This is a genomic window from Paenibacillus sp. FSL R7-0340 (assembly GCF_038002205.1).
Lineage (GTDB): Bacteria > Bacillota > Bacilli > Paenibacillales > Paenibacillaceae > Paenibacillus > Paenibacillus polymyxa_B.
In genome coordinates this window covers 140,409-165,299 of sequence record NZ_JBBOBY010000002.1, presented here as the reverse complement: position 1 = coordinate 165,299, position 24,891 = coordinate 140,409, and the positions used below count along the sequence as shown (strand labels likewise).

Below are 24,891 nucleotides of genomic sequence, written 5' to 3'. Positions count from 1 at the left end.
ACCTCTGGCTCGCCTTGAATTGTGAAAGGAGCTCACTGCATGAAATTTCACAGTATTCGTTCCCGCCTGATCTGGTTTTTGCTCATTGCGGTCACTCTGCCGCTACTGCTGTCGATGACTATGACCTTCGTTCTCACCAAGCAATCCTTGCGGGAGCAGGCCACACAAGAAAATGAACGGCTTATTTTTCAGGGAATTACGAATCTGGATAACTATTTACAGGGACTGAATCGTGCGTCCATCGGAGTCTATAATGACCCCCATTTTCTGCGTAATCTGGCCAAAATTCCAGATGATTACCGGGCCGTCGCTGAAATTTACACCACACTGCAAACGATGATGAATGCTTCGTCAGGCATTGACCAAGTGTATTTGCATTCTTTTGAGGCTGGGCAATCCACGTTGATTACCAGTACAGTCCCGCTACGGGAATTCCGACTGGAGCCCTTTACTGGTTCTATTCATTACGGCCCTTCCGGACTATTCATACAGCCTTCGCACATGAAGCATTTGTACGGCTTTTCGGCGGTTTCCTATGCGGAGCACAGCACAAAGCAGCAGGTATTTACACTTCATCGGGCGATTCGGAACATTCCTGCCTCAGAGACGCTTGGGGTACTGGCTATAGATGTTGATCTGGAGCCGCTGCGCAGTATTTGCCGTCAATTGTATGATGCGGATACAGAGGATCTGTTTTTGATCGATCGAAACGGAATGATCATATATAGCGGAAAAGAAGCATCAATTGGAACACACTGGAAGGAATCTGACCTGCTCAATCGAATTTCTAAAGAAGGCGAGCACGGAGTGATTGAGGATGATACAGCACTGCACGTGTACGGCAAGCTGGATGCCAACTTGTCAGGCTGGACACTCGTCAAGAAAATTCCACATCGTACGCTGTATTTACGCGCTACCCGCCTGACTCAGATCAATGCGGTCATTACAGGCGCAGCATTGCTACTTGCCATTGTTGCCACGTTATGGATTTCGATAAAAATCACGGCACCTATTAAGCGACTGACTCGCTACATAAACCAGATTCAGTCCGGTCAACTGGATGTAGACATTCGGGCCATGAGTAACGATGAAATCGGAGTACTGTCGCGCCGTTTCAGACAGATGATGGATACCATCAATAACCTCATTTTACAGGAATACAAGCTGGAGCTGGCTAACAAGACACATCAATTGAAAGCGCTTCAGGCACAGATTAATCCTCACTTTTTATATAATACGCTACAGTCTATTGGAACCCTGGCTCTACAGCATGAGGTACCGCGAATTTATTCGTTGCTCTCTTCCCTTGCCAAAATGCTACGCTATAATATGAGGGACCATACGGTCGTTACACTTAAGGAAGAAGCCGAACATGTAAAACAATATCTTGATTTACAAAAGGAACGCTTCGGTGAGCAATTAGAGGTTACTTACCAGTGGGAGGATGAGGTCCTGAATGATCGGGTGCCTAAAATGATTCTCCAACCGTTGGTGGAAAACTACTTTAAACACGGTGCCGATCCCCGGCTGGGGCCCGGTGAAATTCGCATTACAGGCAGCCGAATCCGGGAAGGCATTATGAAAATAACAGTGGAAAATAACGGAACTAACATTCCACAAGCCGAGTTGGAGCAACTCCAGCATATGTTAAAACGTCCGCTAAAAGCCTACGAGGAGCCAGACACTAGCGAGCAGGACTCTATTGGCCTTCGTAATGTTCTATTGCGTATTCAGCTTCACTCGGAGGATGGTTCCAACACCCTGTGCGTAGACAACATCCTGCCTCATGGTGTCCGTTATACACTCGAAATTCGCACTGAAGCCCATACGGAGATTCATATTAAGGGAGAGTGATCTGTCAATGAAAGTCCTGATTGTGGATGATGAGAAGCATGTACGCCATGCCATTCGGATGCTCGTACATTGGGAAGCGTGCGGTGTGAGCGAGGTACTTGAAGCTGATTCGGGCGATCAGGCGATTGAGGTCATTACCGCCCTTTCCCCACCCGTTGTACTTACGGATATGCGGATGCCCGGCAAGGATGGAGTAGCACTGATGGAGTGGATTCAAGTGAATTCCCCAGCAACCCGAGTTGTGGTGGTCAGTGGTTATGATGATTTTGACTTGGTTCGACAGGTCATCCGCCGGGGAGGCATGGACTATATTCTTAAGCCCGTAGATCCAGTGGAGATTAACGAGGCTCTAAATAAAGCCACTCAAGCCTGGCGGACAGCGGAGCAAGACCGAAACAGGCAGACGATGCAGGCCATGGAGGTCAACCGGATGAGGCCGCACTATGCTGATAAGCTCCTGACTGAGATCGTTTCCGGTATAGCGAGTACCCCTCTTTCCATTACGCCCTTACGTGAGGAGTTACGTCTTCCCGCAGCTATTCAGATATGTAATGCAGCTGTGATGAGTACCACGCAGCTGGATGCCGATATACTGGACAAATATAAAACGCGTCGTGCGCTTTTGAGCTTTTCCCTGATTAACATCTGCAACGAATTTCTTGGAACTTCTCAAACCGGAATTGCATTCCGTCATCTGGAGCGTATGGACGAAATTATTCTGCTATATTGGGGCGAGCCATCTCGTTGGCCGCTGCTCTTGCAGGATATTCACACAGGGATCAAAACGGCTTTGCGGTGTTACATGCACATCGGGGTTGGCTCTTATGGCTCTTTTGGCGCTTTTCCCATAGCGGCAGCCACTGCCTACCAAGAGGCACGGCAAGCGTTGTGGAAACGGGATGTGTTGCAAACCGCCGACTGGATGCACCAGAGTTCCCAGACACGGCAGAACATTCGTCTTCCCCAGTTGCCTGAGATGGAAGAAGAGCTACGGCTTAGTGCGCTCAGCTGCAATGCCAATCGTGTGTCGATAGCGGTAGGCCACTGGATAGCAGCCGTAGCCGAGCTGCCTTCGGTGACAGCAGAGCAGCTAGCCAGTTGGAATCAGGAGTTGGACTGGATGCTGGCCCGTTGGCTGAATGACAGACCCGGAGATACCGATGGCGAGGAACTGGCAGATGAGTCTGGCTCCATTCATGCATTGCCGGTCGACAACCGTGGTATGCTTTCCCTGCCCTTATGGCAAAGACAGGTTGAAAACCGACTGCTGGCAGCCGGTCAGGCACTTACACCAAGCCATAGCCCAAACAACCCGACCATCCGTGATATTGCCCGCTATCTGGATGCACACTATGACGAGGACATTTCTCTACAGGATATGGCGAGCCGCTTTTATCTCAGTCGGGAATATATTTCTCGTAAATTTAAGCAGGAGTACGGGGTTAATCTGTCAGACTATTTGTGTCAGATCAGGATGAGCAAGGCAAAGCTATTGCTGCTGAATGACAAGCTGCGCCTTCATCATATTGCCGGTATGGTCGGGTATCAGGATGAAAAATATTTTGGCAAGGTGTTCAAAAAACTGGAGGGGGTCACGCCCGGCGAATTCAGAAAACGCCATTCTGCAAATCCTCAGCCGTGACCGCATACAACACGTGATCTTCCCACACACCATTAATCTTCAAATAGTTGAGAGCCAGCCCTTCGCGGCGAAATCCTGCCTTTTCCATCACTCGATTGGAAGGCGTATTTCTTGGCATCACTCCAGCTTGAATACGGTGTAATTCCAACTCATTTAAGGCGTAGCGTACAATATCCTTCACTGCGGAAGTGGCATAGCCTTGTCCGTGGTATGCAGGATCTACAAAGTAGCCCAGATTGGCGTTTTGAAAGGGGCCTCTAGCGATACCCGACAGCTCCATTCTGCCGATCAGCTTATCATTTTCCGGCAAAAAAAGTCCAAACGTATATCCCTGTCCAGCTTGTGCCGCTTCCAAACCGTTGGAAATCAGACGCGCCTGTTCTTCCAGCGTAAAGTAAATTTCAGGTCGTTCTGGCTCGAACGGTTTGAAAAAATCAAAATTTTCACGTCTGATCTCTAATAAACGTTCTGCATCACTTACTTGTAACAATCGAAACTGTAGCCCTGCATGGGTGGACTTTATCAAAATGGCGCCATTAGCTTTATGTAACATTGTCATCTTCCTTCTTTCTCAGTTATTCCTATATTATTGTGTTCACGGTCACGAGACAGGAAAATACCCCAGGTGCATGAGAGCAGCCTAGGGTATCTCCATCATTCAAAATTTAGTCCGTAACAGGCATCCAGCCTGGAAGGGTCGTCAACGCACCCCACAAGTAGTCAGGAATGACTAGCTCCTGCTGGGCTTGCTTGGATAATGTCGTGCGAATGGTATCTTCTGTGCCGTTTTGCACCTTCTGAACCCATTGCGGCTCCATCAAAAGCGGACGTCCCAGCGATACAAGCGGTACACCTGTCTCCAGTGCTGCAAGCGCCTCGTCCGGTGTATTCAGCGACCCAACTCCCATAATCGGCACACGGTTACCTACCTTCTCATGGATGAGAACGGTACGTGACCGTTCGTCACTGCGGTCACGGAATGAACCACCGAAGAAATGATTTACGGAAATGTGCAGGTAATCCAGCCCTTGATCCGCCAGACGGTCTACAAGCACCATCGTATCCTCCAGCGTAATGCCTGGTGTGTGTCCTTCCTCAGGAGACAAGCGGTAGCCGAAAATGAATGGACGCTTCGCATGCTCTGCGATCACTTTCTTCACTTCGTGAACAATCGCCAGCGGAAAGGCCAAGCGTTTCTCAAGACTTCCTCCCCATTCATCAGTACGAATGTTGGAATGCGGGGAGAAGAACTGCTGCACCAGGTAACCGTTCGCTCCGTGAAGCTCCACACCATCATAGCCTGCTTCAATCGCGCGGCGAGTCGCTTCGCCATAGGCACGAATGACGCGGTGGATATCGTCGGATGTCATTTCACGCGGCACAGGCGCGCCTTCTTTTTCCTCGGCTACTGCGCTTGCACTGATCGGCTGTCCATCTGGAATTTGATCCGGTGGACACAGGCGGCCACCATGATAAATTTGCAGGATCGCTTTCGCGCCCTCCTGATGAATCGTATCTGCCAGACGGCGCAGGCTAGGAATCATTTCATCCTTGTCCGCACCGAACTCATTAACAAATCCTTTGCCATCTGGAGTTACATACACACAAGCGGTAATAACCGCGCCCACACCACCGGAGCGTTCACGGTAGTATGCCAGTTCCTCGTCACTGACTTCACCATTTTCGTGGGAAGCAAAGTTAGTCATAGGTGCCATGGTAATACGGTTCTTCAACGTAACACCGGATGGAAGGGTAAAAGCTTCAAATAGAGAATTATATTTTGGGTTCATTCGTTCTCTCTCCTTCAGTTTAAATCAGATCAGATAATATAAGGCTGTTAAGCATGAAGCCGAATATGAATTGGATGCAGTTTTCCTTCCATAACGAACTCAAACTACTGTTGCTTACTTAAATACAGTGGTTGTAACAACCACAGTATAATGATCCGCAACTATAAAGTCAAATCTATCCTTTCTGACCTTCCCCAAACTGTTCGAAAAAGCAGCCACTTGTCACAAGCCACTGACAAAGCTTAATGGTTCCCGGATGTGCTGTTCTTCTCCTCCCGGCGGGAAAACCAGGTCGCGAGCAACGAGCCGGAAATATTATGCCACACGCTAAAAATCGCACTCGGTACAGCAGCAATCGGATTAAAATGAGCTGCTGCCAGCGCAGCGCCCAGTCCGGAATTCTGCATTCCCGTTTCCAGAGTAACAGCTTTACGCTTGGAAAGATTCATACCGAATAGCTTGGCAAACCAATATCCGAGCAGGAACCCGATACCGTTATGCAAAATAACCACACCAAAAATAATCGGACCTGTCTCCAAAATCTTGCCTTTGCTGCCTGCAATCACAATAGCCACGATGAGCATAATCACCAGTGTTGATATGAGCGGCAGCGCCTGGACACTGGCTTCTGCCTGTTTGCGAAATAGCGATTTGACGATAACACCCAGCACTATGGGGACAATAACCACGATGAGAATATCCATGATCAGCGACTTCGCATCAATATTCATCCAACGTCCAGCAAGCAGGTTAATCATGGCCGGGGTAGCTAGTGGAGCAATCAGCGTCGACACCGAAGCAATCGACACGCCCAACGCCACATCGCCTTTGGATAAGAGCGTCATTACGTTGGAGGCAGTTCCACTCGGACAACAGCCTACCAAAATGACACCTACCGCAATATCCGGTGGCAGCTGCAATACTAATGCCAATCCAAAGGCCAGAAACGGCATAATCAGATAATGCCCGACCACACCAATAGCCACATCCACTGGGCGCCGGAATACTTCACGAAAGTCAGCCGCAGATAAAGTCAGCCCCATCCCGAACATGACAATGCCCAAAAATAACTGTATGTATCCTTTCAACCCTGTAAACGCCGCAGGAAAGAAAAATCCCAAGCATGCAAATAAAAGTACCCAGATGGAAAAGGTTCCTCCTACAAATTTCCCTACTTTCTCCAAGCCATTCATTCTACTTATCTCCTTACTTCTATATAATTTGAATTTGAGGAAATTCAGCTTATATAGTGCTTAAAATTTTCACCATTGTACTACATATGACTGCATATACATACAACTTTTTATGATTTTACCGGGATCAAGAAACTTTTTCCGGTTAGGACATATTCGAAAGCAAAGTGGGTATATTCATAATAGAAGCTTGTGACCAGTCGGTCATTTTTGGATCATCATTCGTTGTGGAGGAGATATCCCTATGTCACGAAGCCATCCGTATAAATGGTGGAATATTATTGCATTTATCGCTGTCGTTCTCGTTAACGTTCTGGCTTCTACACTTCCTATCGGTGGCAGAAGCACTGCTGCTGTATCCAACATGTACCCAACCTTGATCACCCCAGCGGGTTACGCTTTTTCCATCTGGTCGGTCATCTACGTACTGCTCGCCTGCTTTGTCGTGTACCAAGCTACACCTACAGGGCAAGCCAAGACAAGCGTTCAGTCCATCGGTATTTTTTTTATTCTAAGCTGTCTCTTCAATATCATCTGGATTTTCCTCTGGCAGTATGTATACGTAGAGCTGTGCGTCATCGTCATTATTCTATACTTGCTTTCCTTGAGCGTCGTGTATGTACGTACCCGCACGCCGCAGCCAACCCGCGGAGAAATGTGGTTCGTCAAGCTACCGTTCAGCCTGAACCTCGGTTGGGTATCTGTTGCTACTATTATCAATATTGCAGTGGCACTGGAAAAGAATGAATGGAGTGGCTGGGGACTCAGCGATACGACATGGGCGATCATTATCCTGCTCATCGGCACCGTATTGGCCATCATGGTCAGCTTCCCTTATCGCGACAGCATTTATCCTCTCGTATTTGTATGGGCCTATGTCGCCATCGCCGTCGAGCATCCGAACAATGAAAATGTACGGCTGGCTTCATTGATCTTGGCGGCAATCATTCTGGTGTACGCGCTATGGCTATTCTTTGCCCGTAATCGAGAACGGGATTAAAGAAAACGAATATGATCTCCTAGCCAGAACAAGCGAGCTTGGGTCTGAATCATCTAGCCCAAGCTCGCTTGCTTTGTTTATTCATTTTAACCATGTGATTAGGTATAGACTTTAATCAAATCTATAAGCTTGCTTGTCGAGTGATCTGCATTCATTTTCTTCATATTGATAATATAATCCGACCTTTTTTCATACAAACCAAGAATCATGTCAACAAATCGTTCAGATTCCAACTCTTCTTCTTCTAAAAACTCACAAAAGCCTTGCGCTTTAAATGATTTGGCATTTAGAATTTGATCTCCCCGGCTGACTGCCTTTGAAAGAGGGATCAATAGCATAGGCTTCCGCAGCGTTAAGAATTCAAAAATGGAATTTGAACCCGCCCTAGAAACAACCATATCTGCCATCGCCATAACATCCGCCAGTTCATCGTTTATGTATTCAAACTGCTTGTAGCCATGCATATGAATGGAATGATTCACTTGGTCTTTACCACAAATATGGACGATTTGAAAATGAACGAGCAAAGCCTCTAAATTCATCCAGACCATCTCATTGATCTTCTTGGAACCTAAACTCCCACCCATGATCAGAATGATCGGCTTATTTCGAGTAAATCCGCAATAGGTCAAACCTTTGGCTGCCTCCCCATCTTTTAGTTCATCTCTCACAATAGCACCTACATACCGGGTATGCTTAGAGCGAAAGTACTGAGTGGTTTCAGGAAAGGTAGTACAAATTTCTGTAGCAAATATGCTGGAAATCTTATTAGCTAATCCAGGGGTAATATCTGATTCATGAATGATTACAGGGACTTTATTCAACCACCCAGCCAATACCACAGGAACCGAAACAAACCCGCCTTTTGAAAAAATAATATCCGGTTTTTCTTTTCTTATAATCCGGTACGCTTGAGAAATCCCCTTCAGCACTTTAAAAGGGTCCTTAAAATTATTCCAATCAAAATATCTGCGCAATTTCCCAGTTGAGATACTAAAATAACGCACATCTTCCAGTCCAGAAATCAATTTTCTTTCAATCCCTTGTTCAGAGCCTATGTATTGGACACTCCAATGTTGTTCCAGTAAGTGAGGAATCAAAGCTAGGTTTACTGCTACATGTCCTGAAGAGCCTCCACCAGTGAAAATTATTTTTTTAATCATCTCCACCTCCACTCTGTATTCAAAAAAAACAAAACACATTAAATTTGAGCAACCGGGTGCCTCTATTTAATAGGGACACCCGGTTGCCATACAAACTTTTTATTTTATGAACGGACCTTTCAGACTATTCGCCCTTCAATGCAATGACTTCAATCTCCACCAGTGCATCCTTAGGCAGACGAGCTACCTCCACCGCACTGCGTGCTGGATAGGGTTGTTCAAAGAAAGAACTGTACACCTCATTGACGCTGACAAAATCGTTCATGTCCTTCAGGAATACAGTCGCTTTCACAACCTGGTTCATGTTGCTGCCTGCCGCTTCCAGAATGGCTTGTACGTTGCTCAAGGACAGGCGTGCCTGCTCCTGTACATCCTTACCGAACTCACCTGTTGCCGGATTCAGTCCAAGCTGTCCCGAGGTGTAAATAAACCCGCCTGCCTCTACCGCTTGGCTATAAGGGCCGATAGCACCGGGTGCTTTTTCAGTAGCAATTGTTTTTTTCATATGGGTTGGATTCTCCTTCCTGATACTGGTTCACCGTATTATAGCATGTGAAGTCCAAAGCCACTATTCCGTGCGACGGATTAACGCACTGGGCTTCTTTTAAGCCATCCCTTGCGACGGTGCTATATTTTTTATATCCGCTGTAACCTTTAGCGCCTATGTATCATCTAACTCCTATAACCTGCTACAAAATAAATTCCACAAATCCAGATACAGGTACAATGATCATAGCCAGTATAGACGGGAAAGGAGCACCATCCTTTGAATCTCGAAACAAACTTACACCAAGCAAGGCAGGGGGACCGCAAGGCATTCGTCGCCTTGATGAAACATATGGAATCCGATATGTATGGCATGGCGCGTTCCATTCTTCGCAGCAATGAAGATTGCGCGGACGCGATGCAAGAGGCGATGCTCAAGGCATACCAGTCTCTGGGTGAGCTGCGTGAACCTCGCTATTTTAAAACATGGCTGCTTCGCATCCTCATTAATGAGTGCCATCTCATTATCCGCAAGCAAAAACGGATCGTACCCGTGGCGGAATTTATAAAGGAACCCTCCATTTCGGGCGGATATGAAAAAATCGAACTGCGCGAGGCCATCGACCACTTGGAGGAGTCCATGCGAACTGTGATTTCCCTGCACTATTTGCGGGATATGCCGATCAGAGAAATATCAGAGGTACTGGATGTATCAGAGGGGGCCGTCAAAACACGATTACACCGTGCTCGCAGAACATTAATGGACCTGCTACAAAATCGCGGAGAAAGGAAGGTGACCTTTCAATGAGCCCTTCAGAGTTTGAGAAACAGAATAAAGAGCTGGACCAGAAATTACAATCAGAAAAAGAAAACTTGGAAGCAGACACGGTAATGATTCCCGATTTGGTAAGAGAACGCTTAGATGTATTTTACACACAAATGGAATCGGATGTGGAGCCGTTATCCAAGTCTCCTTCCTCTTCCTTACATGGACCAGTCAAAAGATTTCTTCGGGGAACCGCAATTGTCGCTGCTTCTGCGGCTGCCATTGGCATTATGATCATTGGTAGCGCCTTTGTTTCGCCTACAATGGCAGAATCACTGAAACAGGTTCCCCTTGTAGACAGCGTGTTCAAGCTTGCTGGGGATCTCGGGCTGCAAACCGCTGATCAGAAAGGGTTCGCAACTTCCTCGAATCTCAGTGTTACCCATAGCGGTATTACATTAAAGGTACCACAAATCATATTTGACGGGACACGCTTGGTCGTGGCGTTGGAAAAGAGCGGCGGAGATTCACAACATCAAACCCTATATCCGGCCATCCAAACGCAAGGACAGCCCGAGGAGGACATTCTGGAGAAAGTGGACCTGTTCATCAATGGGACATCGGTCAATAGCAATAATGGCGCCTTTAATTTCATGTATGGCCGCCCAGGCAAAGACAGTAATTCTATGCTGATTGCGTATATGCGTGACCCTGCCAGTGGTAAACCCGCCTTATCGGATCAGTTTGAGCTAGAGGTATATGCAAAGTTAAAAGGTATAGCCGAGCCGTTTCGCATACAAACCACGGTTCACAAAACTAAAATAAATAACAAGATACTTCAGCTGCAAATGAGCAAGTCTAATCCGTATCTTGCATTTACGGCAGAAAAGGTAGAAATTACACCCATCACGACCAAGATCACAACGTCGTTCAAAATGCTGACCGATATTGCACATATGCCGGATGATTATACCGTGGAGCGAGAATACAAGTACATCAAAAACGGCCACACGATCCAGTACACCAAAAAGGAATTGGATATGCTTGAGTATGCTATATTCGACGAGCAGGGAAGAGAACTCCAGCTCCTGAGCGGCTCTGGAGTTCCCCTTACCAAAGAACGTGACAGCAAAATGATCACCCTGTTTACTCCTTTTGTAGATACTCCCCAGAAGATCATTTTCAAGCCTTATATATTGCCAACACAACCAAGAGGCAGTGCCCTACTCGATGCTAATGGCAACTGGACACGCCATTACATTGATGAATTAGAGATTACGATAGATGTGCCGCAAAAAACAAACCACCAATAAAACACAAATAACGCCGCTGTTGTCCGAATCATTGGGCAGCAGCGGCGTTATTGTCATTTTAATCCTGCCGTGGTTTTACACGTTCTCATCAGGAGCCGTTCCTGTAACAGGTTCCTCATCTTCGGATGTTAGCTCTGCACCAATGACCCGAATGATGTCGTTCGGATAAATATGTACGCCGCTCGCCTGCGCAAGAGCAATTCGTACCATGGCTCGTGCGATGACCGAGGCCGGGATAGCGCGGTAGGAAGCGAGCTTGCCCGTCATCAGACCGTCCAGCGCTTTCATGACAACAGCTGCAGCGGCTTCGCCCAAACGTCGTTCAGGTCTCGCGCCCAAAATCAGCGACGGACGGAACAAATGCAGCGCAGGCAGCCCGATAGCGGCAAGCGCCTCTTCAGCCTCACCCTTGGTGCGGTTATAAAACACGCGTGAATCTGGATCGGCCCCCATCGCTGAGATAGCTAGCATCTGTACAGCACCAGCCTCTTTGCCCAACTGGGCAGCCAGCACCGGATAGTCCAGATCCACCTGACGAAACTGCTCCTTGGTGCCAGCTTTTTTCATTGTTGTCCCAAGGCAGCAAAAAACATCATCCACCCCTTCGAAGGCGAACGCCGCTTTCTGTGGCTGTTCCCAATCGATGAGCGCCTGCTCCAGCTTGGGATGCTTGATGTCCAACGGACGTCTGCCCATAACCATGACGCGGTTGTATTCCTTTTGCACCAGCAGCTCTCGTACAACATAACCCCCGACGAGCCCTGTTGCACCCACAACGACCGCTTTACGTTCCATGATAGACCTCCTTTGTGCCATAACGCTCCTGCTCCTACAATAGCGATTAGGTTAATTTAAAGGGTTGTTCGTCCGCCTCCTTGCTTACGGACGGACACATGGGTAGGTACAAGGAAAACGTACTTCCCTTACCCTCCTCACTTTCTAAACGGATAAACCCGCCCAACAAGCGGGAAAAATCACGGCTGATGGACAATCCCAACCCGGTTCCTCCATATTTACGATTAATGGAACCGTTCGCCTGCTGGAATGCCTCAAAAATAACGTGTTGCTGAAGCTTGGAAATACCGATGCCCGTATCTTTTACAGCAAATACAACCCAATCTCCCTCCTGTCCCTTTCGATCCAGATGCTGTGTACTCATTTCTAGCAATACACGTCCTTCATGAGTGAACTTAAAGGCATTGGACAATAAATTACGCAAAATTTGCTGTACACGTTTAGAATCGGACCGAATTTCATTCGGTATAGGCTCATGCTCCTTTAAGCTGAATTCCAGGTTTTTATCCTTCGCAGTGACTTCAAAATGCATCATCATCACCTGCGCAATCTCACGCACATTGACTGGCTCACTTACGATTTCCATGTGCCCAGCCTCGACCTTGGACAAGTCCAAAATGTCGTTAATCATTTGGAGCAAATCATGCCCCGAGGCATAGATGAGATCGCTGTATTGGTATAACTCGTCCTCATCCAGTTCTTTTCCCTGCTCGTTGATAATCTGCGCCAGATTAATGATGCTGTTAAGAGGTGTACGTAACTCATGCGACATCGTTGCCATAAAATCCGATTTATATTGGGAAGCCATCATCAGTTGCTTGGCACGTTCCTCTAGAATGACCTTTGCCTTCTGCAACTCATCTCGCTGCTCTGATAACAACTCATTCGCCTGCTTAATCTGATGATTCCGCTGTTGTTCCATCTGAAAGTCCCTTAAAATCAGAGCAAATAAGAAACTGAGGACGATGCCGATTGGCAGTGTAAGAGGGACAACCTCCGCTACATAATAGCGCCAGGGAATGACGCCCAGACAGGCAATATTTAACGTATTTACGATATTAACCGCTAAAATGGTCACCGATGCCTTAATAATCAAACGCCAGGTGGAACGGCGCATCCAGTAGTTCAATCCGGCGCACAGGACGCCCAGAATGCTCATATTCAAAAAGCCGACCCACGCCGCCATATGCAGACCGAAGGTAAATCTCGTTAGTCCGATTGCGACCCCAATAATAATAAGCGTATAGGAGCGGGGATACACCAATGCCGCGATAATCAGCGGTACAAAACGCAAATCAAAAATAACCGTTTCACTAAAGTTAAAACCAAAACAAGAGCTGACCCATCCGCCAAATATCACTAGCAGCACCGAGCTGACATATTTGAACCGCGAAGAGGTACGACTCAAACCATATTTATAAATCACGTTCGCCACATAGGCAACGGCAATCAGCATCCCTAAATTCATTAAAAACATCATTGAAAATTGCATGGACTCACACTCCCATAGCGCAAAAAATTGGATGCCAGGCCTATGTTAACCGTGTTTGCCTTTCTTGTACATCATAACATGAAGCCCCATCTTTCGACATAAAAGATGCTTACATTCCTATATAAAAAAGCGAACCTCAATGGCTCGCCCTGTTGTGCTGATATATACAGAGTCAGCTTGTGATGCCTTTGTTCCGGCGCCACTCTTTGACAAATAATTCGGCAAAATAAGGGTCCCATTGGGTTCCCTTTCCCTCTTCCAATATCATAACCGCCTTCTCTTCCTTCATACCTTGCCGATAGGGACGATCAGACGTCATCGCATCATAAGCATCCGCTACAGCAATGATTCGCCCAAATAAGGGGATATCTTCCCCAGCGAGCTGGTCAGGGTATCCCTTGCCATCATAACGTTCATGGTGCGATCGCACGCCGGGCAAATAAGGGGCCATAGCATAAGCTGGTTCAACTTGCCGGAGAATGCTCTCTCCCATAACCGGGTGCATTTTAATCTGATCAAACTCCTCGTCCGTCAGCTTGCCGTCCTTGAGCAGAACAGCGTCAGCCACGCCGATTTTACCGATATCATGCAGCAAAGCTGTTTTGCGCAGCAAGTCGAGGTCTGTCTCATTCAAACCGCCCTTGCGCCCAATGAGTACGGAGTATTCAGCCACACGCAAAGAATGTCCTGCGGTATAGGCATCTCGCGCATCCAGCGCTGCCGCCAAGGTGGCGAAGTAACTGTCCAATAGCTGACCGTTCTTTTCTTCCCGTTCCTTCAGGCCCTCGATCATCATGTTAAAGCCTTCAACCAGCTCGGCAAATTCGTCGGAGTACAAGTCGCTGGCATTACTGTTCAGGCGGCCTTCCCTCACTGCATTCATTTTTTCCAGCAGGTGGTGGATCGGCTGTTCGATCTCACGGGTCAACAACCTTCCTCCGAGATAAGCAAAGGCTACACCAAAAATTAAAATCGTACCCGCCCATGCCCAATAGGAACTCGAATCCGTCGCCTCCAAACGTTCCAGGCGAATCTGTGTAGCTAAACAAAATAAAAACAGAGGAAAAGCACCAATGAGCGTCGCGCTTAACTGAAATTTATGCCGAAGCGATAGTAGGACTCGTCCTCGCAGGGACAGGTTTAATCCAAATTGCTGATAGGTTCGATCACGGATTTCCTCCAGCAGCGGCTTGATTGCTCTCATTGTCAGGAAAAATTCAACCAGTGCGTGCATCGAAGCAACCAGACAAGCTCCTATACAGGCGATTCCTACATAATACAAGGGAAAGGTAAGTTGTCCAGTATGTATCATCCATAAGGCAATGACGGCTGCCGGGATAGAGAAACCCAACAAATGCGGTCCAACAATACGTAAAACTGACAAATTAGGCAGATGATGAACCCGGATATACACCGCTTCTACATCCTTGAGTGTTTCCTGATTGCCGTAAAAAAAGCGATGAACCGGTCTCAAATGCATTCGAAACACTATGGTTTCACAAGCAATCATAATGACGCTGGAAAATGCAATAATTTTAACAAGACCCAGAATTTCATAGTGGGCTACATTTAACGTGGAAAATACAAAAATCATACCTACCAACAATACAGCGATAAACGAACCTATAATATAGTTCAGGATAACATGCTGAATAAAGCGCTTATAGGTCGGCAAATTGCTACCCCTCTTTTCATCCGTACACTCTAAAATATCTTGTGTATTCAATATCGGAGTCCAACCATCAAAAGTTTACCTTCTTGCTCGAGCATTTTACATAAATACGAGGATGGCTTTTAAACTGCAATTTATAGATGGGAAATCATCTTATTCTTAACTAAGAAACTCTCGAGGGAAGAGCATTTTAGCCAACATTTTTTCCAGTCTATAATCAAAAAGCCAAAAATGACTTGTGTTTTACAATCATTCTTGCTATACTATTGAAGTATGTATTAACCCCATAAGATTCCACGCAACAAGCTATTACTCCTAATCACCGTATGGAGCTTCTCCTAATTTTATGTATAACCCTAATGTAGAATTTTGAGCTTTTGCCGAAGATTTTCACATTCACACTGGCGCGGTCATCGGAGCCGCAAGGACGAAAGAGAGGTAGGGCTTTTGTCGTTTGGAAAATGAACAGTGGAATCACACTGCCCCTTATGAACATGCTGACCATATAATGCAAGGTAGCAGGGGTTGAATATATATTTTGCCATCAAACGATGAAGTTTGAGCAGGCCGTGCAGTATATGCAAACTGCACCATCCTCCGGATGATCCCCGGGGGATTTTTCATATACGGAAAGCGTATCTATGAACAAAAAAGTGGCCCTGCCGATACATCGGCAGGGCCTATAGCTTGATCAAAAAGGGGTTAATAGGGTCATTATAGTCTCGCTTTCTTAAAACTAAATGATATGCACCTTAAAAACTCATTAATTTTCCAGTTTTATATACCTTCTAATAATTCGTCCAGTATTCTGTACCATCGGGCGGCATCGTTTGCGTAGTGGAACGTCTTGTTTCCGCTTGGGTGCGCCTTTGGGTCGAGGGACGCTCCCACCCTTCCAGTAAAACAACATGCTGGGTACCCGAATTGTTTTCCCAAGTGATGTAGCGCTCCTGTTCCATATGTCGCAAGGCGACTGTAATTTCAGCATCTCGCTTGCCCGTTTTTACGGTCAATTCCGCCATTGTGGGCATGTGGCGATGCTGGGCGAAATAATTATACAAAATACGTAACAGCTTTCGTTCCAAATCTGGCAACATCGTCTTCCCCCCTACAAAGAACATATGTTCCCATTATAACATATAAAAATGCACCCTCCTACTGGAAGATGCATTCGGGCTTGTATGCCCATGTTGAATTTAGTTTTTTTCCTTCTCCTGACGACCGACAGAGCGCAGCCACCAAGCGATTCCACCCACACTTCCAAGTGCCAGAACCGTTAAGAAAATAATATAGAACAAATGAAATGCACGATCACTCATGGCAATCGCCTCCTTACTTTATGTATACACTTTCCAGCTAAGCCTGTAAACCTCTTTTTAGTCCCACATTCTAAATTTCCCCAAAAACTCGACAATAGATACTTGCTTGAGATCCATCGGTGCATACTAACTAAAAGTGGTTAATACCAAATATGAGACAGACCAAGGAGGTTATCGAATATGAAATTCCTATTGATCGTGATCATCGTCGTGCTGATCGTTGTGTTGCTTATGAGAAGACGCAGATAAGCAGACATCCTGCATGGTTAAAAAGGAATACAAAAAGGGCTTTCGGTACATCACCGAAAGCCTTTATCCATCTGAGGTTAAGGCTAATTTACGCCTTGTTCTTCTTGTTATATTTAATAAAAGCAATTACAAGCGCTACAGCAAACAATATTCCGCTGACCACCCATGTTGTCAGAAATGCCATACCCAAACCGACATTAGACCCCATCGTCGGGTGATTCATGGCAGTAAACACTGATCCCTGCATCATAAATATGGTACAGAACAAAACAACGGGCGCTAAAATAATCGTGCTTGCTGTCTTCCGAGTACCAGATACTGCGATCACGCACAGAGCGGAAATCACCAAGATCACCCAATATATAACTGCTTCCCAAATCACTGAAGTGCCCACCTGCTCAACCTCTTTTCTATCCATTCGTATATGCCTCTTCTATTGTAACAGACGTCACACAGTGAACCAAGCCATAATTTGATCAGAAAAGGGGTAAACCCTGCGGATAACGTAAATAATGTACAGTAGCGATCCTACACCAAAGACATGAAAGGAAATGTTCACTCACGTTCAGCCATAACCGAATACGTCTTATAGCCACCATCAACGTTCCTCACCCGATAACCGTATTGAGTCAAAATTCGGGCAGCAATATAGCCTCGCAGACCGACTTGGCAGGATACCGCGATCTCTAGATCACTAGGGATTTCTGCCATCCGCTCTCTAATTTCGGCCAGAGGAATATGAATCGAACCTGGAATGGCCCCTGCCTGTAGCTCCACCGCATCCCTAACATCAATAATAAGACCACCATTGCGGTGAAAATCATCAACTTCATGCCACTGTATCGTTTGGACCAGCCCATCCATGATATTCGAAGCCACGTAACCCGCCATATTCACAGGGTCTTTTGCTGAAGAATAAGGAGGTGCATAAGCAAGTTCAATATCAGCCAGTTCACGGACGTTCAAATGGCCACGAATAGCCGTCGCAATGACATCAATCCTTTTGTCTGCTCCATCAGCTCCAACAGCCTGCGCCCCATAGATCATCCCGTTTTCGGGATTAAAGAGCAGCTTCATAGCAATGGGTGATGCGCCAGGGTAATAGCCGGCATGTGAACCAGGATGAATATGAACAGCCTGATAAGGAACGCCCAGCCGCTGTAATGTTTTTTCATTATTACCTGTAGAAGCTGAAGTCAATGCAAAGGTCTTAATTACGGATGTTCCAAGCGCCCCATCATAAGAAATTGCTTGACCGTTAATATGATCCGCTACCAAACGCCCCTGACGATTGGCTCCCCAGGCTAGCGATACCATCGTTGCAAACCCATGATTGCGGTCTTTGACCTGAATGGCATCCCCCACCGCATAAATGGCCGGATCGCTGGTTTGCAGTTGGGCGTTCACCTGAATAGCGCCGCGAAAACCAAGTTCCAATCCGCTTTGCTTGGCCAACTCATTTTCAGGAACAACACCGATCGCCAGAATAACCATGTCCGTCTGAAGCACACCCCCGGAGGTCAATCGAAGTTGTGTACCCTGCTCTTCAAAAGCTGTGACTCCTTCCTCTAAACGCACCTCCACCCCGTTCAGCCTCATATGCTGTTCTACCCATTTTGCCATTTCAGGGTCCAGTGGATTCAATAATTGTTGCCCCATATCAATAATGGTTACTGCAAGTCCACGCTCCCGCAAATTCTCGGCCATCTCCAGCCCAATAAATCCGGCCCCGATCACCGTGACGTGCTTTGGATGCCTTTCATCTACATATGCCTTAATAACGTCCGTGTCATGAATATTTCTTAATGTAAATAAATTCATAGCTTCATGTAATCCAGGAATGTCCGGTATCATCGGTTTGGCTCCCGGCGACAATACCACAATATCGTACGGCTGCTCATCTGTTTCCCCTGTAATCATATCGCGGAAATGGACGAGCTTCTGCTCGCGGTCTATTTGTATCACTTCTTTCAGTACCCGTACATCTATATTAAAGCGGTCTCTTATCCCTTGAGGTGTCTGAAGAAACAGCTTCTCCCGCGCATGGATTGCCCCGCCAATATAGTAAGGAAGGCCACAGTTTGCAAAAGAAACATGCTCTCCGCGTTCAAACAAAATAATCTCGTCTTCCTCATTCCATCTACGTAATCTCGCAGCAGCAGAAGCTCCACCTGCTACCCCGCCAATAATAACTATTTTCCTACCCATTTCTTCCCCTCCTTATATACCCTACGGGGTATAATATATACCTATGGGGGTATGTTGTCAATACGCAAAAAAGACGGAGGTTGCCCCCCGCCTGATAAACATTGAACGAATACTGATCTGGGTCGAAAAATCACTTGCGAATGCTACACGAATGCTCTGTCACACTTAGTCTAAGAAGGATCTACTGCTACTACTGCTGGCTGGCCGCGATCGCCTGCTCCAGATCGTACAATATATCGTCTATCGCTTCTGTCCCGACAGATAGGCGTAACAGCTCTGGTTTGACTCCTGCAGCAACCTGTTCTTCCACATTCAACTGCTGGTGCGTTGTGCTTGCCGGGTGAATAATCAAAGACTTGGAATCACCTACATTCGCCAAATGAGAAAATAGCTTTACATTCGCAATTAGCTTGCTTCCCGCCTGGCTTCCACCTTTAATACCAAAGGTCAGGATTGCTCCTTGTCCTTTCGGCAAATACTTTTGAGCTAATTCATAGGACGGATGGCTCGGCAACCCGGTGTAGCTGACCCACTCCACATCCTTGTGGCCTTCGAGATATTGCGCTACCTTCAAGGCATTTTGACTATGTCTTTCCAACCGCAGATGAAGTGTCTCCAAGCCCTGAAGCAGCAGCCATGAATTAAACGGAGAAATGGCAGCTCCCAAGTCCCGCAGCAATTGGACCCGTGCCTTGATAATATATGCGATAGGTCCCACCGCCTCGGTGTAAACAACTCCGTGGTAGCTCGGGTCCGGCTCAGTCAGTCCTGGGAAACGACCACTCGCTTTCCAGTCAAACTTGCCGCTGTCCACGATCACCCCACCAATAGACGTACCGTGTCCGCCAATAAACTTCGTTGCAGAATGCACGACAATGTCCGCTCCGTATTCAATAGGACGCAACAAGTAAGGACTTGGGAACGTGTTATCCACAATCAGCGGAATACCATATTCGTGCGCAATCGCCGCTACAGCTTCCACATCCAGCACATTGCCCTGTGGGTTGCCAATCGTTTCGGCAAATAATGCCTTCGTCTTATCCGTAATGGCATTACGGAAGTTCTCTGGATCATCCGAATCGACAAAATGTACTTTAATGCCCAATTTCGGCAGTGTTGTAGAAAATAGATTATATGTACCGCCATACAGACTGGAGGCCGACACAATTTCATCCCCGGCTCCTGCAATGTTCAGGATGGAGAAGGAAATCGCCGCCGCTCCCGAAGCCGTTGCCAACGCGCCAGCCCCGCCTTCCAACGCAGCGATCCGTTGCTCGAACACATCCGTGGTCGGATTCATCAGACGCGTATAAATGTTGCCGAATTCTTTCAGCGAGAATAAATCAGCCGCATGCTCCGCATCCCGAAATCCATATGAAGTGGTTTGATACAACGGAACGGCGCGGGCAAAGGTAGTAGGATCAATTTGTTGTCCGGCATGGACAGCGAGAGTTTCGAATGACAGCTTGCGTTCTTCTGACATGGTTATTTCCTCCCTTGTTATACGTGCTGTATGAATCGTCTCTTCCTGTATGCGTACTCATGGATGATTTTTCAATCATTCTCGCACAAAAAGAACGATTTGGGAAGATAATTCTCATTATTCAGGTAGGATATTATAATTTTATTAAAATATCAGTTTTCTACCAACAAACAGCAATTACAGGCAATAAGCTACATATTGATGAATTTTGTTTCTGGAATAGATAAAGGATTTTCATATACATGGGGCACCGATCTTCATTTGGTACATGCCAAAGACCGGATTATAAATACAATTGGGTTTGAAGATCGTTACAAACGACAAGAATTCAAACTCCTTACCGATTTTGCTCTGGCTGAACTAGCACGTGACTATGAAGAAGCGAAAACTTCTATACTCGAAGTAATTGTTTCCACAAAGGAAAGATACTTCTTACAACCTAATAAAAAATAAAACTTTCCCTATTACCATTTTTGTGGTAAGAGCTGTTATAAAGTATACAAGAGAAATCCTGAATACGATTAGTACAACATTAAGAAATGATACCGTGCTATTTACTGGTGGCCGGTCCAATCTAATCGGTCAGAAGGAAGTTAAAGCACATTACAAATTTGCCCGGTTTGTAGAGGATTCGGAAATCGCTAATGTGCTCGGTTTTTACAAATAAGCAAAAGCTATGGTAGCCGCTAGATCAGAGTGAAACAAATGGGCGATAAAGTAAGAATAGAAGTCACTTTCAACACAGACAAACATGCAGACATTTTAGCTGCTATGAAGAAATTTGGAAGCCAGGCTGGTTTCCTTAAATCGCAGCAGTCCACTATTTGAATACAACAGGGGGCAATAATCCCAATGCTATTCTGCCCCCTAACCCAGAGATAAGCAAGACTCCAGCGGAACATCAGCCAACCAACCGTTTCAAGAAACACGTAGAACTTCCCCCAGGGATTGGCGGTCAAGCCATTTCCTCACGACTCGAATAAACAAAGCCCCTGCGGCTGGCAGGGGCTTTCTTTGTTTGTAAGTTTGGATTTTAGACCAATTGGGCGGTGCCTTTCGGGCTATATTAACACCCATTCCAGCGTCCCCATTAGGCCGCAAAAGCTCTGATGGCCTTTCAAGCATCCTTTAAGCCTTTTCTTTGAAACGATCCCTAGAAGGCCATTCTCCACGTATACATCAAGAAACTTACTACTCTCTGGATGTCCACCCGGCCCAAAATAGAAACCTCCAAATAAAAAGTATTAATGTGTTGTAAAAATGGCTCCTTTTTTTCCCTATATAACGAGAAGCAAATAAAGCGCGCAGCTCTCTAGTCTGATTAGACAAAAAAACTTTAAGTAAAAGGAGCTAATTAATTATGGCATTTACAAAAGAATACACTGCTAATGTTGTTTTGAATTTGGACCAGGTTAGACAACTGCAAAGAGCACAACGAACTGTTTATGATAAGGGCCTTGTAGAGCAGAATACTAATGCTTTGGCCGCTGGGTTGAGTTCTTCGCTTTCTATACTAGGGGCTATATTTTTTAAGTACACTGCACCTAGTTTGGCAGCAGGCATTGCCTCTCTCCTGTTAGGTATGGTTCCTAATGAAAAAGATGCTCTCAAAAGTATGGTTATTAATGGTTACTGGGAGATGGGATATCTTCAAGACTTTTTGGAGGACAATCAAGGGAAATATGATTTGATTGATGTCAAATTTCCATTTATTGAATATGAAACACAGGGGATCAGATTCATTACTGGTAAAGGTGTAGTAACACGAGTGCATTCCACCAGCGGTGGATGGATGCTTATGTAATAGTCAGTTATAGAACAAACGACCGCTTGCCTAGCTAAGACAAGCGGTCGTTTGTTTCTTCAAAATTTATTTGAACAAGTTTTCTATTAGCTTCCCATTATATCCACTGATGATTTCATATGAAACAACATTACTTTTAGGAACGGGCGTGTTGTATTTATAAACCACTAAACTTTTTTCTCCAAAAATGGTTAATCCAACGCTTCTTTCTTGTTTTGATCGTATAGTAATCCAATACAAGCCGGACGAAGGAGCGCTTGAATCAGATTTTTTTAGCTGTACTTTCGAAAGTTCTTCTATGATTTGATGAATTTCTTTAGCATTTGACACAGTTATCTTTTTTTCATTGGCAGAATTGTCCTCTGATTTAATGATTTCAATGGTATCAATTTCTTTCAGATTCACTTGCTCTAAAGCTGCTTCTTTAAAAGAAATAGTCGATTTAGATACAAAAATGCCTCCCACGACGATGATTACTACGAAAAGTATTATGATACTTAGAGCATACTTTTTTTGTATTTTCATAAAGCCCTCCTTATAAATCGAATTATACATAATGTACCATTAATATAAAAATATTTCCATGGCACTATTGTTGTGTTTGTAAAAAAGAGAACTGATGATTGTCGAACATCTTTGTATGCAATTTGTCTTCATATATGTCCTATCGACGGTAAAGCCGCCAGAATGTTTTTCAAAAAAATAATAAAAAAACGCTGTGAGCAGGATACTTGGAATAAAATCACTTACACACAGAATCCAATCGTATAAGCATCGAAACTTCATTAGATTTATGGCCTGCTCACGGATCAGGTTTAAATAATTCGGTGTAATTTTGACCGGATAAAATCCGGCACACTCCCGCAGAATATTTTCTATTGTCCACACCTTTCTCGCCCAGTATTAATAATTCTGGCCGCCCTGCTCTTGGGCTTGCCCAAAGCCAGGTATATTGTCTTTTCGCTCCACCGCCGAACCAATAAATGTGTTTACGTATAAAGGCTCGGATCAGGCGCATTTCCTTACGGGCTATTTCCTTCTGTTCCTCTGCTTCTTGTGGGTTGCCTGCACCTTCACCGTTCTTTAAATCATAATTCGCATGACCGACTTCATCAATTGTAGTCAGAGCACATATGGCTTCTTCAATCACAATGGTGAGCGTGAGCACCTACTTTGCTTCCTTTTCCCAGTCGTAAGCAAAAATAGATTCCTTCAGCTCCCCATACGAATTAACAACTCTAAACGTAGCAGTTGGCTTCGCTATATCGTCTTCTTAAAGGAAATTTCAAATAGTTCCAAAATAATTCAAAATTTTATTATATTCGCTAAAAAAGAAAATTCATTCTATAAATTGGTTGTTATATTAATTTTGAGAACTCCTACCTTATATGTACGTATATGAACATAAGGGAGGAAATTTTTCTATGGGTGCTATTGAAGATTACCGACGCGAGTTATATAGAATTGCTTGGAGAATTCAATATCATACAAAACGCAATCGTAAACGTGAAATTTCTTTAGAATTCAAGCCTAATCTCTTTCAATCCTCTTTTTCGGAAGAGTCTGATAACAAAATAATGATACAATCGTATATTAATAGATTAAGGTCTGAGATAGGTAAAAAAGTCATCTATGAAATTTACATAAACGATAAAACAGAAGCCCAAGTTGCCAAGGAACTCCATATTACACAACAGGCGGTGAACAAATGGAAAAAGAAGGCGCTACACGATTTATGTCAGATGATGAGTTTATGAAACTAGTAGAACTTGCCCAAACCAAATCCGATGTAGAGGCAATGAATGCAATTTTTCAATACTTCGATCCAGATATTAAACGATTAAGTGAATTTATCCGTATGCCAAAAGAGGATGCGATCCAGAGTATGAAAACCGAACTTCTTGAGTTTATCATGAAAAAATAAAGAGCCCTTGGCAATAAGCTGCTTCCGGTGCCCTACCGTGAGCAGCTTATTTAGTCTTCTTGATCCAGAAAAAATTTCATATTCAGGTTGTGTAGTTTCAGTCCCTAACTCCTACATAAGTGTAGGGATAATCGAGTAAAGAACATGAATCACAAAAATTCATGACTTCGCAATTTTCACGATTTGGTTGTAATTCACAGCCTTAAATCACCTACATAAGTGAGAGGGAATTGAAGACTGACGTCAAAAAATGTGGAGCCATTTAGATGTCAGCGACTCCATCAATTCTCTCATAAAAATTCGGGAGGTAATAAATTATGGCACAAATTCATTCTCAACACGCAACCTATCTTTCAAAAGATCAATTAAAGGAAATGATCGAACAATATACTGGAAAATCCGCTTCGACATTAGGATATGCAATTGGTGCATTCGGTTATAAACTTTGTTCTAACGCCCTTAAAGCAAAAATCCCACCTGTGATTGTAGCATGGCTGGGGGCAATTACTACTGTTGTAGCTGGGGCAGCCCTTCTTAAGGATATTAGCACCTATACTGAAAGACAGAATTTTGTAGGTTTGTTGCAAAATCTAGTCGATAATCCTAGACAGTACACCCGATTCAAAGTAGTATCGACCATTTGGATGGAATGGCATGAAGGTCCGACAATGGGTTATTACACCTATTATACGACAGTCTCCTATGAAGCAGTCTAAGCAGTAAACATAAAAAAGGGGC

At 45.2% G+C, this 24,891-nt stretch carries 25 protein-coding genes; 10 read left to right on the top strand and 15 right to left on the bottom strand.

The window, feature by feature from the left end:
* The first annotated feature begins 39 nt into the window (after positions 1-39).
* A complete protein-coding gene (locus MKX59_RS23625; RefSeq protein ID WP_340859051.1) occupies positions 40-1,854 on the top strand; it encodes a sensor histidine kinase in 1,815 nt (604 codons plus the stop codon).
* Positions 1,855-1,861: 7 nt separating this feature from the next.
* Positions 1,862-3,496: a response regulator transcription factor gene (locus tag MKX59_RS23620; protein WP_340859050.1), complete on the top strand. Its 1,635-nt coding sequence runs from the start codon at positions 1,862-1,864 to the stop codon at positions 3,494-3,496.
* Here the strand turns inward: MKX59_RS23620 and MKX59_RS23615 are convergent.
* The 3 genes from MKX59_RS23615 to MKX59_RS23605 form a co-directional block, all read right to left on the bottom strand.
* Complete coding sequence (locus MKX59_RS23615) at positions 3,462-4,049, bottom strand: GNAT family N-acetyltransferase (protein ID WP_340859048.1); 588 nt, start codon at positions 4,047-4,049, stop codon at positions 3,462-3,464. The two genes, MKX59_RS23620 and MKX59_RS23615, sit on opposite strands and share 35 nt — an antisense overlap.
* Positions 4,050-4,161: 112 nt before the next feature.
* Positions 4,162-5,286, bottom strand: a complete 1,125-nt coding sequence (locus MKX59_RS23610) for an NADH-dependent flavin oxidoreductase (RefSeq protein WP_340859047.1) — start codon at positions 5,284-5,286, stop codon at positions 4,162-4,164.
* 242 nt (positions 5,287-5,528) lie between these two features.
* Entirely contained in the window at positions 5,529-6,479 is a 951-nt protein-coding gene (locus MKX59_RS23605; protein ID WP_023986785.1) for a bile acid:sodium symporter family protein, read from the bottom strand.
* Between the two features lie 244 nt (positions 6,480-6,723).
* Between MKX59_RS23605 and MKX59_RS23600 the strand changes: the two genes are divergently transcribed.
* Complete coding sequence (locus MKX59_RS23600) at positions 6,724-7,479, top strand: tryptophan-rich sensory protein (protein ID WP_028541150.1); 756 nt, start codon at positions 6,724-6,726, stop codon at positions 7,477-7,479.
* A gap of 98 nt (positions 7,480-7,577) precedes the next feature.
* Here the strand turns inward: MKX59_RS23600 and MKX59_RS23595 are convergent, their stop codons facing one another.
* Positions 7,578-8,642, bottom strand: coding sequence for an undecaprenyldiphospho-muramoylpentapeptide beta-N-acetylglucosaminyltransferase (locus MKX59_RS23595; protein WP_023986783.1), 1,065 nt, complete (start codon positions 8,640-8,642; stop codon positions 7,578-7,580).
* A gap of 124 nt (positions 8,643-8,766) precedes the next feature.
* Complete coding sequence (locus tag MKX59_RS23590; RefSeq protein ID WP_013308546.1) at positions 8,767-9,147, bottom strand: RidA family protein; 381 nt, start codon at positions 9,145-9,147, stop codon at positions 8,767-8,769.
* A 261-nt stretch (positions 9,148-9,408) separates the two neighbouring features.
* Between MKX59_RS23590 and MKX59_RS23585 the strand changes: the two genes are divergently transcribed.
* Together MKX59_RS23585 and MKX59_RS23580 are read left to right on the top strand one after the other, a co-directional pair.
* The gene (locus tag MKX59_RS23585; protein ID WP_028541151.1) at positions 9,409-9,936 is read left to right on the top strand and encodes a sigma-70 family RNA polymerase sigma factor; all 528 of its coding nucleotides are present in this window, start codon (positions 9,409-9,411) and stop codon (positions 9,934-9,936) included.
* Positions 9,933-11,207: a DUF4179 domain-containing protein gene (locus MKX59_RS23580; protein ID WP_028541152.1), complete on the top strand. Its 1,275-nt coding sequence runs from the start codon at positions 9,933-9,935 to the stop codon at positions 11,205-11,207. The genes MKX59_RS23585 and MKX59_RS23580 overlap by 4 nt, the downstream gene beginning before the upstream one ends.
* Positions 11,208-11,282: 75 nt before the next feature.
* Here MKX59_RS23580 and MKX59_RS23575 read toward each other — a convergent pair whose 3' ends face one another.
* The 8 genes from MKX59_RS23575 to MKX59_RS23540 all read right to left on the bottom strand — a co-directional run bounded on the left by MKX59_RS23575 (position 11,283) and on the right by MKX59_RS23540 (position 20,425).
* Positions 11,283-12,002, bottom strand: a complete 720-nt coding sequence (locus MKX59_RS23575) for an NAD(P)H-binding protein (protein WP_028541153.1) — start codon at positions 12,000-12,002, stop codon at positions 11,283-11,285.
* A 46-nt stretch (positions 12,003-12,048) separates the two neighbouring features.
* Positions 12,049-13,494, bottom strand: coding sequence for an ATP-binding protein (locus MKX59_RS23570; RefSeq protein WP_028541154.1), 1,446 nt, complete (start codon positions 13,492-13,494; stop codon positions 12,049-12,051).
* A gap of 172 nt (positions 13,495-13,666) precedes the next feature.
* Positions 13,667-15,169 (bottom strand): HD-GYP domain-containing protein, encoded by a 1,503-nt coding sequence (locus MKX59_RS23565; protein ID WP_028541155.1) that lies wholly within the window; start codon positions 15,167-15,169, stop codon positions 13,667-13,669.
* 785 nt (positions 15,170-15,954) lie between these two features.
* A complete protein-coding gene (locus tag MKX59_RS23560; RefSeq protein WP_023986779.1) occupies positions 15,955-16,263 on the bottom strand; it encodes a hypothetical protein in 309 nt (102 codons plus the stop codon).
* 99 nt (positions 16,264-16,362) lie between these two features.
* On the bottom strand, positions 16,363-16,485 hold the full coding sequence (locus tag MKX59_RS23555; protein WP_023986778.1) for a hypothetical protein: 123 nt from the start codon (positions 16,483-16,485) through the stop codon (positions 16,363-16,365).
* 337 nt (positions 16,486-16,822) lie between these two features.
* On the bottom strand, positions 16,823-17,152 hold the full coding sequence (locus tag MKX59_RS23550; protein ID WP_023986776.1) for a hypothetical protein: 330 nt from the start codon (positions 17,150-17,152) through the stop codon (positions 16,823-16,825).
* Positions 17,153-17,289: 137 nt separating this feature from the next.
* Positions 17,290-18,942, bottom strand: a complete 1,653-nt coding sequence (locus tag MKX59_RS23545) for a CoA-disulfide reductase (RefSeq protein WP_034094966.1) — start codon at positions 18,940-18,942, stop codon at positions 17,290-17,292.
* A 190-nt stretch (positions 18,943-19,132) separates the two neighbouring features.
* On the bottom strand, positions 19,133-20,425 hold the full coding sequence (locus MKX59_RS23540) for a homocysteine synthase (protein WP_013308539.1): 1,293 nt from the start codon (positions 20,423-20,425) through the stop codon (positions 19,133-19,135).
* Between the two features lie 201 nt (positions 20,426-20,626).
* Here MKX59_RS23540 and MKX59_RS23535 point away from each other — a divergent pair, with 201 nt between their 5' ends.
* On the top strand, positions 20,627-20,878 hold the full coding sequence (locus MKX59_RS23535) for a hypothetical protein (protein ID WP_028541157.1): 252 nt from the start codon (positions 20,627-20,629) through the stop codon (positions 20,876-20,878).
* Positions 20,879-21,785: 907 nt separating this feature from the next.
* Complete coding sequence (locus tag MKX59_RS23530) at positions 21,786-22,229, top strand: hypothetical protein (RefSeq protein ID WP_049828373.1); 444 nt, start codon at positions 21,786-21,788, stop codon at positions 22,227-22,229.
* A 66-nt stretch (positions 22,230-22,295) separates the two neighbouring features.
* Here the strand turns inward: MKX59_RS23530 and MKX59_RS23525 are convergent, their stop codons facing one another.
* Together MKX59_RS23525 and MKX59_RS23520 are read right to left on the bottom strand one after the other, a co-directional pair.
* A complete protein-coding gene (locus MKX59_RS23525; RefSeq protein ID WP_028541159.1) occupies positions 22,296-22,754 on the bottom strand; it encodes a DUF5301 domain-containing protein in 459 nt (152 codons plus the stop codon).
* Positions 22,755-23,031: 277 nt separating this feature from the next.
* Entirely contained in the window at positions 23,032-23,397 is a 366-nt protein-coding gene (locus MKX59_RS23520) for a hypothetical protein (protein WP_028541160.1), read from the bottom strand.
* A 256-nt stretch (positions 23,398-23,653) separates the two neighbouring features.
* On the opposite strand from MKX59_RS23520, the gene MKX59_RS23515 reads away from it, so the two are divergent.
* The 3 genes from MKX59_RS23515 to MKX59_RS23505 all read left to right on the top strand — a co-directional run bounded on the left by MKX59_RS23515 (position 23,654) and on the right by MKX59_RS23505 (position 24,869).
* The gene (locus MKX59_RS23515) at positions 23,654-23,986 is read left to right on the top strand and encodes a hypothetical protein (protein ID WP_028541161.1); all 333 of its coding nucleotides are present in this window, start codon (positions 23,654-23,656) and stop codon (positions 23,984-23,986) included.
* A complete protein-coding gene (locus tag MKX59_RS23510; protein WP_237448909.1) occupies positions 23,938-24,153 on the top strand; it encodes a helix-turn-helix domain-containing protein in 216 nt (71 codons plus the stop codon). Before MKX59_RS23515 ends, MKX59_RS23510 begins: the two co-directional genes overlap by 49 nt.
* A 317-nt stretch (positions 24,154-24,470) precedes the next feature.
* The gene (locus tag MKX59_RS23505; RefSeq protein ID WP_028541163.1) at positions 24,471-24,869 is read left to right on the top strand and encodes a hypothetical protein; all 399 of its coding nucleotides are present in this window, start codon (positions 24,471-24,473) and stop codon (positions 24,867-24,869) included.
* The last annotated feature ends 22 nt before the right edge of the window (positions 24,870-24,891 follow it).